Annotated in this window: 9 protein-coding genes; all 9 read right to left on the bottom strand. The window is 72.1% G+C overall.

All coding sequences use genetic code 11. From position 1 onward, the window contains the following. Positions 1-161: 161 nt before the first annotated feature. Positions 162-1,151, bottom strand: coding sequence for a DNA polymerase III subunit delta (gene holA / locus ACWCRD_RS19630; RefSeq protein ID WP_450967075.1), 990 nt, complete (start codon positions 1,149-1,151; stop codon positions 162-164). Between the two features lie 158 nt (positions 1,152-1,309). After that, positions 1,310-1,555: a hypothetical protein gene (locus ACWCRD_RS19625; protein ID WP_344402449.1), complete on the bottom strand. Its 246-nt coding sequence runs from the start codon at positions 1,553-1,555 to the stop codon at positions 1,310-1,312. A 39-nt stretch (positions 1,556-1,594) separates the two neighbouring features. Then, entirely contained in the window at positions 1,595-2,476 is an 882-nt protein-coding gene (locus ACWCRD_RS19620) for a YceI family protein (RefSeq protein WP_450967358.1), read from the bottom strand. Between the two features lie 143 nt (positions 2,477-2,619). Continuing rightward, positions 2,620-3,426: an arylamine N-acetyltransferase family protein gene (locus ACWCRD_RS19615; RefSeq protein WP_450967074.1), complete on the bottom strand. Its 807-nt coding sequence runs from the start codon at positions 3,424-3,426 to the stop codon at positions 2,620-2,622. Positions 3,427-3,430: 4 nt separating this feature from the next. Beyond that, positions 3,431-6,175 (bottom strand): ComEC/Rec2 family competence protein, encoded by a 2,745-nt coding sequence (locus ACWCRD_RS19610; protein WP_450967073.1) that lies wholly within the window; start codon positions 6,173-6,175, stop codon positions 3,431-3,433. Further along, positions 6,172-7,182 (bottom strand): helix-hairpin-helix domain-containing protein, encoded by a 1,011-nt coding sequence (locus tag ACWCRD_RS19605; protein ID WP_450967072.1) that lies wholly within the window; start codon positions 7,180-7,182, stop codon positions 6,172-6,174. Before ACWCRD_RS19605 ends, ACWCRD_RS19610 begins: the two co-directional genes overlap by 4 nt. A gap of 120 nt (positions 7,183-7,302) precedes the next feature. Next, on the bottom strand, positions 7,303-8,148 hold the full coding sequence (locus tag ACWCRD_RS19600) for a DegV family protein (RefSeq protein WP_450967071.1): 846 nt from the start codon (positions 8,146-8,148) through the stop codon (positions 7,303-7,305). 72 nt (positions 8,149-8,220) lie between these two features. Next, the gene (locus ACWCRD_RS19595; RefSeq protein WP_450967070.1) at positions 8,221-8,955 is read right to left on the bottom strand and encodes a hypothetical protein; all 735 of its coding nucleotides are present in this window, start codon (positions 8,953-8,955) and stop codon (positions 8,221-8,223) included. A 143-nt stretch (positions 8,956-9,098) separates the two neighbouring features. Continuing rightward, the gene (leuS, locus tag ACWCRD_RS19590; RefSeq protein ID WP_450967069.1) at positions 9,099-11,981 is read right to left on the bottom strand and encodes a leucine--tRNA ligase; all 2,883 of its coding nucleotides are present in this window, start codon (positions 11,979-11,981) and stop codon (positions 9,099-9,101) included. Between the last annotated feature and the right edge of the window lie 419 nt (positions 11,982-12,400).

Here is a 12,400-nt window from a genome sequence, read left to right as displayed (position 1 = left end):
TCATCCGCCCCCGACCGGCACCAAGGATCCGCGCGCGGCCTGCGTTCGCCACGCGGGCGCGGATCCGACAGCTTGAGCCGAAGGCCCCGGCACCCAGCCCTTCCCCAGGGCGGGATGCCGGGGCCTTCGGCATTCTTGGCCGTACTTCTCGACGGCGGGCCCTACGCCCGCCCCCGGGACCGGGCGGCGCGGGCGATCACCACGACCGCCTTCTCCAGCGCGTACTCGGGATCGTCCCCGCCCCCCTTCACTCCCGCATCCGCCTCGGCGACGGCCCGCAGGGCGACCGCAACCCCGTCCGGCGTCCACCCCCGCATCTGCTGTCGCACCCGGTCGATCTTCCACGGCGGCATCCCCAGCTCACGCGCCAGGTCGGCCGGCCGCCCCCCACGCGCGGACGAGAGCTTCCCGATCGCCCGCACGCCCTGCGCCAGCGCACTGGTGATCATCACGGGTGCCACCCCGGTGGCCAGGGACCACCTGAGCGCCTCCAGTGCCTCGGCAGCCCGTCCCTCCACGGCCCGGTCGGCAACCGTGAAGCTCGACGCCTCGGCCCGCCCCTTGTAGTAGCGCCCGACGACGGCCTCGTCGATGGTCCCCTCGACGTCGGCGACCAGCTGGGAGACGCCGGAGGCCAGCTCCCGCAGATCGCTCCCGATGGCGTCGACGAGCGACTGGCAGGCCTCGGGCGTGGCAGATCGCCCGGCCGCCCTGAACTCCCCGCGCACGAAGGCCAGCCGATCCGCCGGCTTGGTCATCTTCGGACACGCCACCTCCCGCGCCCCGACCTTGCGCGCGGCGTCGAGAAGGGCCTTGCCCTTGGCCCCGCCCGCATGCACCAGCACGAGGGTGATCTCCTCGGCGGGCGCCCCGAGATAGGCCTTCACGTCCTTGACCGTGTCGGCGGAAAGATCCTGGGCATTGCGTACGACCACGACCTTGCGCTCGGCGAAGAGCGAGGGGCTGGTCAGCTCGGCGAGCGTGCCGGGCTGCACCTGCTCCGGTGTCAGGTCACGTACGTCCGTGTCGGCGTCGGCGGCCCTGGCGGCGGCCACCACCTCCTGCACGGCACGGTCGAGCAGGAGGTCCTCCTGGCCCACGGCAAGCGTCACCGGGGCGAGAGGGTCGTCTTCAGCAGTCTTCCTGGCCATCGCGACAAGCATGGCACGCCACACTGACAACGCGGTCGCCACGACCGTTCCCCGAAGGGGCGCGGGGCGTAAAGATGTGCGGCTCCGCCGCGTGGGCGCGACCAGCCACGTCGGACCCGACGCTCACCCTTCAGTTCCATGGCGCCCTCGGCGGAGCGCTACGGCTCCTCCCGCCACCCGTCCCACTCCCCCGCGAACGCATCAAGCTCCCCGGGGTCCAGCCGCCCGTCCTCGTCGCGCAGGACGACCAGCCACTGGGCGTCCTCCGCGTCGTCCTCACCGGCCAGGGCGTCCCGTACGAGCTGCGGTTCCTCGGCCACCCCGAACCGCTCCCCGAGCGCCTCGGCCACCGCCTCCGCGGCATCACGGTCGGGCAGCACCAGCACATGTCTCACATCGCTCACGGCAGCCATTGTCCGGCACCCGCGACGGGCGCCGGCGGGTCACCCTTTGCGCACGATCTGCACGTCGAGGTCGACCCGGATGCTCGGCCCCACCACCGCGATCCCCCGCGCCAGCATGGTCTGCCAGCTCACGGTGAAGTCGTCCCGGTGCAGTTCCGTGGTGGCCCGGCAGGCCGCCCGCACCTCGCCCTCCATGCCGTTGCCGAGCCCGAGGTACTCGGTGTCGAGCGTGACCGTACGCGTCACACCGTGCAACGACAGCGCACCCGTGACCGCCCACCGGTTCCCGCCCTTGTGCACGAACCGCTCGCTGTAGAACTCCAGCGTCGGAAAGCGCGCTACGTCCAGGAAGTCACCGGAGCGCAGATGCTCGTCCCGCATCCGGACGTTCGTGTCGATGGACGCCGCGTCGATCACCACATGCATCGCCGACTGCTCCACCGGCTCGGTGATCCGGACGGCTCCGGCGAAGGAGTTGAACCGGCCGTGGATCCGGGCCAGCCCGATGTGCCGCGCGGTGAACCCGATCGAGGAATGCGTGGGCTCGATCTCCCAGTCGCCCGCCGGCGGCAGCTCCGGCGGCCTCGCGACCTGAAGCGTCACATCCCCCAGCGAGGCGAGCGCGTTCTCCCCGACGGTCGCGCTGGCCCGGTAGGGCGTGTATCCCTCGGCGGACACCGCGAGCCGGTACTCCCCGGCGGGCACCGTGGTCACGAACGCCCCGTAGGGATCCGTCTCCCCGCCGACCACCTTGCGCCCCATGGCGTCGCTGACCGCGAACTCCGCGTGCTTCACGGGCTCGTGGACCGGATCCAGCACCCGGCAGCTCAGCACCCCGGCACTCGGCGGGATCTGCACCGCCGCCAGGGGACTCGTCCGTTGCACCCTGTTCGTTCGGTTTCCCAGCCAGCGGCCGAACATCCACGCCACCCCTGTGCGCCTCGACATCTTCTGTTGCCGAAGAGACATTCGATCACCGATGCGGCTTTCGAGGCAACACGCAGTGTCTACGCACGAGTAGCAACGACTGACCCCCCTCTGGGCCCATGTGACGCCATGTGACCTCAATCAGTCACCGCGAGGGGATTTCGCACAGTCGGCACACGGGCGAGTTCGATCCCGAACCGCTCCCGGTACGCCGCGAGCACCTCCTCGTCCGTGCCCAACTCCCGCTCCTGACGCGCCCCGTCGGCACCCGTGTCCTTGAACGTGCGCCCGCTGAGCGTGATCCTCCCTCCGTCCTCCGTCACCCTTGAGCACACCAGCGACTGCACGAAGTGCGACGCCGGCGAGGTGCTGTGCCACCACGCCCCGGCCACGAAGTCGCCGAGCTCACGGGGCCGCACCTCCAGCCGGTACTGCGGCCTGCCGTTCACGACCACGTCCAGGTCCGGTCCCGCCTCGACGATCCGGAAGCTGCCGCCGGGATCCTTCTGCTCCCCCCTGTCCCCGAACGCCAGCGGGTAGTGGCTGTGCGCCCCGAAGCCCACGTCCGCCAGCCACTCGCTCCCGTCCGACGCCCGAACCCGCAGCGCGAGATGGTCGTACGGGATCCCGAGCCGCCCCTCGTCCCCGTGCACCCGCGCCGCGAGCAGCGTGACCTCGAACCCCAGCGCGCCCAGCAAGGCCCCGAACGCGCCGTTGAGTTCGTAGCAGAACCCGCCCCGCCGTGCCCCCACCACCTTGTCCAGCAGCCGCTCCTCCTCCAGCACGATCTCCTCGCCGAGGTGGATCGAGAGGTTCTCGAAGGGCACTGTCCGCAGGTGGCGCAGGTGCAGCTCGCGCAGCACGTCGGCGGTGGCGCCGGCGGCCGGCTTCGGGCGTTCGGCTCCCAGGTGGCGGAGGTAGGCATCGACCTGTGCTGCATTCATGTCCTCAGTCTCGCGCCACCCCCAGCTCCCTGCCTTCCCCCGCGACCGCGAGGGCCCCGTCCCGGTCCGTCCGCAGCACCACCGCGCCCTCGGCCTGCAGAGCCGCGACCGTGCTGGGGGCCGGATGGCCGTACATGTTGTGCTCCCCGCAGCTGATCAACGCGATCCGCGGCGCCACCCTGCGCATCAGCTCCGGGTCCTGGTACGCCGAACCGTGATGGGCCACCTTGAGCACGTCCACACCGCCGAGCAGCGCGCCCTGCGGCGATCTCAACAGCGCCTGCTGGGCGGGCGGTTCGAGATCCCCGAGCAGCAGCAGCCGCAGTCCGCCCGACCTGGCGAGCAGGGCGACACTGGCGTCGTTCGGGCCGTCCGGGTCCGGTGCCGGGCGGGGCGGGGGCCACAGCACCTGCCAGGAGAGCGAGCCGGTCCGGCGCTGCTCCCCGGCCACGGCGTGGGTGAGCGGGATGTGCCGTGCCGCCGCCTCCTTCCGTACGAACCGCGCCTGGTCCGCGGGTTCTTCGAAGTCCGTCGTCTCGATCGCGCCCACCGGACGTCCGCGCAGCACACCGGGCAGCCCGGCCACGTGGTCGGCGTGGAAGTGGGTGAGGACGACCAGGGGGATCCTGGTGATGCCGAGGGTGCGCAGGCAGTGGTCGACGAGCGTGGGATCGGGCCCGGCGTCCACGACCACGCCGCTGCCGTCCCCCGCCGCGAGGACCGTCGCATCGCCCTGCCCCACATCGCACATGGCGAACCGCCACCCGGGCGGCGGCCATCCCGTGATCACTCTGGTCAGCGGTGGCGGCTGCACGACGACGAGCACGAGCAGCACCCCGCAGGCAGCGCACCACCACGGGTGTCTCAGCAGCCTTCGGCCGATCAGCAGCGCGGTCACCGTGACCAGGGCGAGCAGCGCCGCCCCGCTCCAAGTGCCCGGCCAGTCCACTCCCCCGCCGGGCAGGGCGGCTCCCGTCCGGGCGATGCCCGCGATCCAGCCCGTCGGCCAACTCGCGCACCAGGCCAGCGCCTTGGCCACCGGCATCAGCACGGGCGCCGTCGCCAGCGCCGCGAAGCCCAGCACGGTGGCGGGCGCCACCGCGATCTCGGCGAGCAGATTGCACGGCACCGCCACCAGGCTCACCCGCGCCGACAGCACGGCGACGACGGGCGCGCACAACACCTGCGCCGCGGCCGCTGCGGCCAGCCCCTCGGCGAGCCTCGGCGGGACCCGGCGCCGGCGCAGTGCCTCGCTCCAGCGGGGCGCGAGCGTGAGCAGGGCGCCGGTCGCCAGTACCGAGAGCAGGAAGCCGTAACTCCGGGCCAGCCAGGGGTCGTACAGCACGAGGAGCAGGACCGCCGTCGCCAGCGCCGGGATGAGCGATCTGCGGCGTCCGGTGGCCAGGGCCAGCAGGACGACGGCACCGCAGGCCGCGGCCCGCAGCACACTCGGATCCGGTCTGCACACGATCACGAAGGCGAGTGTGAGGGCGCCTCCGAGCAGCGCGGTCGTCCTGAGCGGGATCCCGAGCCTGGGTGCGAGTCCGCGGCGCTCCACCAGTTGAGCCGTTCCGGCCGGCCCGATGAGCAGGGCGAGGATGATCGTGAGGTTGCTTCCGGACACGGCGAGCGTGTGGGCGAGGTCGGTCTCCTTGAACGCCTCGTCCAGCTCCGGGGTGATGCGCGAGGTGTCCCCCACGACCAGGCCGGGCAGCAGCGCCCTGGCATCCGCCGGGAGCCCCTCGGTCGCCTTCCGCAGCCCGGCCCGCAACCGCCCCGCGAACCGCTGCACCCCCGACGGACCGCAAACCACCTCCGGCGCGGTCTTCCCCCGCACCCGCAGCACGGCCGCGACCCGGTCGCCCTCGACCGCCGCGGGTGCCAACCGCGCGACGACCCGCACCCGCGTGGAGGGCAACAGCTCGAGCCACGGCGACCGAGGTGGCCCCGCCCCTCCGGCACCACGTGACCCCGCGTCGACGACGACCAGCACGGGCGCCCGCGTCACCGCCGCGGTCCCGCCCGCCCCCTCCACCCGCCGCACCTCGCCCTCGATCAGCACGGAGGCCGGGGCGACATGGTCCCCGCTGATCCGGGGCCGGCTGAGCCGTGGGTCGGAGCCGACCTCGACCTCGGCGGTCACGGTGGCGTACCGCCGCGCCAGATCCGGCACGGGGCCACGCCGGACGTCGGCACCGTGCAGCCCCGCGGACACGGCGGCCGCGGCGACGCAGAGCAGCACGGCGGCGACGGAGACCCGCGGCCACGCTGCACGCTCCGGTCGACCCCCCGCCTGCGAAGCCCGGACCGCGGGCACAGGCAACGGCGCCGACTGCTCGGGCATGGGACCGCGGCCCTGGCTGGCACCGGCGGGAGCGCCGGTCGCCCACAGGTCACCGGCGGGAGCACCGCCACGCTGCCGGCTACCGCCGGAGTTTCCACCCCAGGCGCCGCCACCGTCGCCGTAACCGCCCTGACCCTGCCCACCGCGGCTTCCTCCGCCGCCCGCTGCCCGTCTCCGCACGAGCAGCAGCGCACCGGCCGCGAGGAGGCACACCACCGCCGTGCTCATCACCCACGCCGCCGTCGCGTCCAGCATCACCGCAGCCGTCGCCCAGACCACGAGTGCGGGCGGTACGAGGCGCAGGTCTGTCGGCCCTTCCTGTCGGGGGTGAGCGGCTCCCAGCCGTCCTGAGGAGGCGGCGTGGACGGCCGCGCGTCCGGCCTGAGGATCGGGAGCGCGCCTCATGGCCGTACGAGATTCCGGAGATCGGCGAAGCGGCGGTCACCGATGCCGTTGACCTCGCGCAGCTGGTCCACCGAGCGGAAGCCCCCGTGTTGCGTGCGGTAGTCGACGATGTTCTGGGCCAGTACGGGTCCGACGCCCGGCAGGGTCTCGAGCTGCTCCAGGGTGGCAGTGTTCAGCGGGACCGGAGCGGCGGGTGCGGCGCCCGCCGCCGAACCGGCCGGGACACCGGGAGCCGCAGCGGGCGCCGGGGCGGCGGGACCGCCGACCATCACCTGCTCCCCGTCCACGAGGAAACGGGCCCGGTTCAGCCCGTCGGTGCTCGTGCCGGGACGCACCCCACCGGCCGCGCGCAACGCGTCGGCCACGCGTGAACCGGCGGGCAGGCGATGGATCCCGGGCTCGCGGACCTTGCCGCTGACGTCCACGACGATCTCGGCCCCGGCCGTGCCTGCGGCACTCGGCGCCCCGCGCGAAGCCTCCGGACCTGGCCGCCCGTTCCCCTTCCGTTCGGCGAAGGGAGCCGCCGCCCGCACCACCTCGGGCGCCCGCACGGACTGTGTCCGCCCGGCCCAGAAGTGCTGGACGGCGAACACCGCGGCAACGACGAGCAGCACCGAGAGCGCGACCACGCTCCGCCGCTCCAGACCGCACCTCGCCTGCAGCCACAGCGGCATCCGCTCCCGCAGCGCAAGCCCCGCCCGCATGCGCCAGGCCTCTGCGGACCGGTGATCGTCCGGGCTCTCAGCGGTCACCCCGCCCACGGGATCGTTGCTCTCCTCGACGGTCGCGAGCGGCGGGCCTGCCCCCGACTCCCGCCATTCCCCCGCCCGTTCGGGGAAGAGCACCTCCGCACGCCGTCGGAGGTCCTCCGCCGGCGCATGCCGGTGCCGATGCCGGACCCGGCTGCGGGCCAGGGGGCGACGATGACGGAGCCGGCCGTCGGATGCGGGGCTGCGCCCCGGACCACTGGTCGCGGTCGCTGTGCGTGAACGTGATCGAAGTGCCATGCCACGACGATGGGGCACTCCGCCACCCTCGCGATGATCTTGCTCAATTCCCGGGGATTACCCACCAGTTGTGGATAACTTCGTCCCTCACACGGGTGAGAGCGCAGGGGCGCCGAGCCGTCACCGCGGCGAGACCACGACCCCCAGCAGCCCGGGCCCGGTGTGCGCCCCGATCACCGCCCCGACCTCACTCACATGCAGATCGGCCAGCCCGGACACCCGCGCCCTGAGCCGGTCCGCGAGGGCCGACGCCCGCTCGGGGGCGGCGAGATGGTGGACGGCGATGTCGACCTGGGCGCTGCCGGCGCGGTCGGCCGCGATCTCCTCGAGGCGGGCGATCGCCCTGGACGCCGTCCGGACCTTCTCCAGGAGTTCGATACGGCCGCCGTCCAGCTGCAGCAACGGCTTCACGGCGAGCGCCGAGCCCAGCAGCGCCTGCGCGGCGCCGATCCGGCCGCCGCGGCGCAGATAGTCGAGGGTGTCGACGTAGAAGTAGGCGGATGTGCCCGAGGCCCGCTTCTCCGCGGCCGTGACGGCCTCGTCCACCGTGCCGCCCGCCTCCGCCGCCTCGGCTGCGGCGAGCGTGCAGAACCCGAGCGCCATCGCGACCGCCCCGGTGTCCACCACCCGCACCGGCACCGGCGCCTCACGCGCCGCGAGGACCGCCGCGTCGTACGTGCCGGACAGTTCGGCGGAGAGGTGGAGGGAGACGATGCCGGTGGCGCCGGACTCGGCGACCTTGCGATAGGTCTCGGCGAAGAGCTGGGGGCTGGGGCGCGAGGTGGTGACGGGGCGCCGCTTCTGCAGTGCCTGGGCCAGGGAGCGCGTCGAGATCTCGGTGCCCTCGTCCAGTGCCTGGTCGCCGAGGACCACGGTCAGGGGCACCGCTGTGATGCCGTGGCGCTCCATCGTCCGCGGCGGCAGGTAGGCCGTTGAATCGGTGACGATCGCGACATGGCGGGACATGAGCTGGAGGTTACCTGCCGTAGCGCCCGGACGGCAGCCCGGCCCCTCTCACCTGGTCTGCCCTTGACCGGATCAAGTAGTGCTCTCGGGGCGGGGTTTCTTCTGCCAGGGGTAGGCGGGGCGCCGTCCGGGCGGGGTGATGGCGGGCCGCGCCGCCTCCTCGGCGGTGCTGGACCGGGACCCGTCGGGCCAGGTCTGCCGGGATGCCTCGGTGTCGGCGGCGGGGGTCTCGGGCCACGGTGGCGGGGGCGGCGCCGGCTCCGCCTTCGTCCAGTGCCGCAGGGCTCCCGCCTCGACGTCTATCTGGGCGCTCAGCGAGTCCAGGTCGTCGTCGGCGAAGCGGCGGGCCCGGTCGCGGGCCGCCCAGCGCAGTGCGTCCGCTGACTGGACGATGCGCTCGGTGCGCTCCCGCAGGGCGGGCAGCCGCTCGGCGAGCGTCGTGCGGTCCGGCTCGGCCTCCAGGCGCTTGAGGGCGCCGTCCAGTTCGTGCCCGTGCGCGCTGAGGCGCTCGAAGAGGCCGAGGGATTCCTTGAGGGACTCGTCCTCGGCCGCGCCCGCGTGCAGGGCCTCCTGCGTGGCGCGCATCGACGTGCGCAGCTTCAGCCGCAGTTGGGCCAGCTCGCCCGCCGCTCCGGGCTGGGCGAAGGACTTGGCCCGCAGGGTGTGGTCCTCGACGGTGCGGCGGGCCTGGGTGATCGTGCGGTCCACGCTGCGCTTGGCGGCGCCGACGGCCTTCACCGTGGCATAGGCGCCGAGCCCCAGGAAGAGCACGAAGAGCAGGGCGAACACTGCGATCACTGCTTCCACCGCTCCTCCTCCGACGGCCGCGACACACCCCGCGTCGCTCTTCCACGGTAAACGAGGCGGGCAGGCCCGGAGTTCCAGAAGAACCCCGAACCTGCCCGTAGGGGACTACCCCGAGGCGCTCACGCCCCGGCCGTCCGCGGCGCCTACGCCGGAACGATGTTGACCAGCTTCGGCGCCCGCACGATCACCTTGCGGATCCCGGCGCCGTCCAGCGCGGCGACGACCTTCTCGTCGGCCAGCGCGACCTTCTCCAGCTCCTCCTCGGAGATGGCCGGTGAGACCTCCAGCCGCGCCTTGACCTTGCCCTTGATCTGCACCACGCAGGTCACGGACTCGTCGACGACGTACGCCGGGTCGGCGACCGGCAGGTCCTGGTGGACCACCGAGTCGGTGTGGCCCAGCTTGCGCCACAGCTCCTCGGCGATGTGCGGGGCCAGCGGCGCGACCAGCAGCACCAGGGCCTCGGCGACGGAGCGCGGCACCGCGCCGCCCGCCTTGGTCAGGTGGTTGTTCAGCTCGGTGATCTTGGCGATGGCGGTGTTGAAGCGCAGGCCCTCCAGGTCCTGGCGCACACCGTCGATCGCCTTGTGCAGGGCGCGCAGCGTCTCCACGTCGATGTCGGCGTCCTCGACGTCGACGACGGTGACCTCGCCGGTCGTCTCGTCGACGACGTTGCGCCACAGCCGCTGCAGCAGCCGGAACTGGCCCACCACCGCGCGCGTGTCCCACGGGCGCGAAACATCCAGCGGGCCCATCGCCATCTCGTACAGGCGCAGCGTGTCGGCGCCGTACTCGGCGGCGATCTCGTCCGGAGTGACCGCGTTCTTCAGGGACTTGCCCATCTTGCCCAGCAGCCGGGAGACCTTCTCGCCCTGGTAGTAGTACGCGCCGTCGCGCTCCTCCACCTCGGCGGCCGGCACCGCGATGCCGCGGCTGTCGCGGTAGACGTAGGCCTGGATCATGCCCTGGTTGAACAGCTTGTGGAACGGCTCCGCGGAGGAGACGTGCCCCAGGTCGAACAGGACCTTGGACCAGAAGCGGGCGTACAGCAGGTGCAGCACGGCGTGCTCGGCGCCGCCGACGTACAGGTCGACGCCGCCGTGCGGCCGGCCCTCGCGCGGGCCCATCCAGTACTGCTCGATCTCCGGGTCGACCAGCTGCTCGCTGTTGTGCGGGTCCAGGTAGCGCAGCTCGTACCAGCAGGAACCGGCCCAGTTGGGCATGGTGTTGGTCTCGCGGCGGTACCGCTTCGGGCCGTCGCCCAGGTCCAGCGTGACGTTGACCCAGTCCTCGTTGCGGGACAGCGGCGTCTCCGGGGACGTGTTCGCGTCGTCCGGGTCGAAGGTGCGCGGCGAGTAGTCCTCGACCTCCGGCAGCTCCAGCGGCAGCATCGACTCGGGCAGTGCGTGGGCGACGCCGTCCTCGTCGTAGACGATCGGGAAGGGCTCGCCCCAGTAGCGCTGGCGGCTGAACAGCCAGTCGCGCAGCCGGAAGTTGACGGTGCCCTCGCCGATGCCCTTGCGCGCCAGCCACTCCGTGATGCGCGCCTTGGCCTCGACGACGCCCAGGCCGTCCAGGGAAACGCCCTCGCCGACGGAGTTGACGATCTTCGCGTCGTAGGAGACGAAGGCCTCGTCCCAGGTGGACGTGTCCGTGCCGCGGCCGTCGGTCGGCTCGACGACGCAGTTGATCGGCAGCTCGAAGGCGCGCGCGAACTCGAAGTCACGGCTGTCGTGCGCAGGTACGGCCATGATCGCGCCGGTGCCGTAGCCCATCAGGACGTAGTCGGCGATGAAGACGGGGACCTGCTCGCCGTTGACCGGGTTGGTCGCGTAGGCGCCGATGAAGACGCCGGTCTTGTCCTTGGCCTCGGCCTGCCGCTCGACGTCGGACTTCGAGGCGGCCTGGGCGCGATAGTCGGCGACGGCCTCGGCGGGCGTCGCGTGACCGCCGGTCCACACCTCGTGCGTGCCCTCGGGCCAGGCGGCCGGGGTGAACTTCTCGACCAGCGGGTGCTCGGGGGCCAGCACCATGTAGGTCGCGCCGAACAGGGTGTCCGGGCGGGTGGTGAAGACCGTGATGCGCTCGCCGTCGATCGGGAAGTCGACGCGGGCGCCCTCGGAGCGGCCGATCCAGTTGCGCTGCTGCAGCTTGATGGCCTCGGGCCAGTCCAGCGCCTCCAGGTCGTCCAGCAGCCGGTCGGCGTAGGCGGTGATGCGCATGTTCCACTGGCGCAGCTTGGCCTTGAAGACCGGGAAGTTTCCGCGCTCGGAGCGCCCGTCGGCGGTGACCTCCTCGTTGGCCAGCACGGTGCCCAGGCCCGGGCACCAGTTGACCGGCGCGTCGGAGGCGTACGCCAGGCGGAACTCGCTCAGGACGTCGGCACGCTCCGTGGCGCTCAGTTCGTGCCACGCGCGCGTGTGTCCCGGTACGGCGCGCTCACCGGTCTCGAACTGGGCGATCAGTTCGGAGATCGGGCGGGCCTTGTTCGCCTCGTCGTCGTACCAGGAGTTGAAGATCTGCAGGAAGATCCACTGGGTCCACTTGTAGTAGTCCGGGTCGATCGTGGCGAACGACCGGCGCTTGTCGTGGCCCAGACCCAGCCGGCGCAGCTGGGCCTTCATGTTCTCGATGTTGGCCTCGGTGGAGACCCGCGGGTGCGTGCCGGTCTGCACGGCGTACTGCTCGGCGGGCAGGCCGAAGGCGTCGAAGCCCAGGGTGTGCAGGACGTTGTGGCCGGTCATGCGCTGGAAGCGCGCGAAGACGTCGGTGGCGATGTACCCCAGGGGGTGGCCGACGTGCAGACCCGCACCCGAGGGGTACGGGAACATGTCCATGATGAACTTCTTGGGCCGGGCGACGACCGCGGGGTCACCGGCCAGGTCGCCCTTGGGGTTCGGCGCCGCGTACGTGCCCTCGGCGTCCCAGAAGTCCTGCCAGCGTGCCTCGATCTCGGCCGCCATGGCGGCCGTGTAGCGGTGCGGCGCTGCCGCCTCGGCGGCGGCAGCGGGGTTCGTCTCGCTCATGATCCTTAAGCTCCATCGATCGTCTCTGCCAGCAGCGGTGTCGTTCGAGAAACGAAAAATCCCCTCGCACAGGAGGGGACGCCGCGCCGATTCCGACCATCCGATTCGCCCGGTGGTCGGGACTGATCAGCGCGGCCCGCTAAGCAGAAGGCGTACAGCACGCATGGCGTTAGGGTACCGCAGCGCTTGAGCACGATGCGACGCGCTTCCGTATGGCTCCTTGGCACCACTGTCACCACCCGACAAAAGCTGGACCAAGGTCAAAAGTTACTTCGCGTAACACCCACTACCGGGACATCGCAACGAGCGCGTTGTCCTTGGATAACAACGCAATAACTCAAACCTCGTACCGATCGGTATGGAGCCACTTAGAGTTCGGCAGCGGGACCGCCTTCCCGGAACTGCTTCGGAGTTGCCCC

Source organism: Streptomyces sp. NPDC002092, assembly GCF_053593775.1.
This window is presented reverse-complemented; position numbering and strand designations above follow the sequence as displayed.

Bases quoted from the DNA above. Each gene is read 5' to 3' on its own strand.
- ACWCRD_RS19615 (WP_450967074.1), bottom strand. From the start codon at position 3,426: ATGAATGCAGCACAGGTCGATGCCTACCTCCGCCACCTGGGAGCCGAA.
- ACWCRD_RS19600 (WP_450967071.1), bottom strand. From the start codon at position 8,148: ATGTCCCGCCATGTCGCGATCGTCACCGATTCAACGGCCTACCTGCCG.
- ACWCRD_RS19610 (WP_450967073.1), bottom strand. From the start codon at position 6,175: ATGAGGCGCGCTCCCGATCCTCAGGCCGGACGCGCGGCCGTCCACGCC.
- ACWCRD_RS19620 (WP_450967358.1), bottom strand. From the start codon at position 2,476: ATGTTCGGCCGCTGGCTGGGAAACCGAACGAACAGGGTGCAACGGACG.
- ACWCRD_RS19605 (WP_450967072.1), bottom strand. From the start codon at position 7,182: ATGGCACTTCGATCACGTTCACGCACAGCGACCGCGACCAGTGGTCCG.
- holA (WP_450967075.1), bottom strand. From the start codon at position 1,151: ATGGCCAGGAAGACTGCTGAAGACGACCCTCTCGCCCCGGTGACGCTT.
- leuS (WP_450967069.1), bottom strand. From the start codon at position 11,981: ATGAGCGAGACGAACCCCGCTGCCGCCGCCGAGGCGGCAGCGCCGCAC.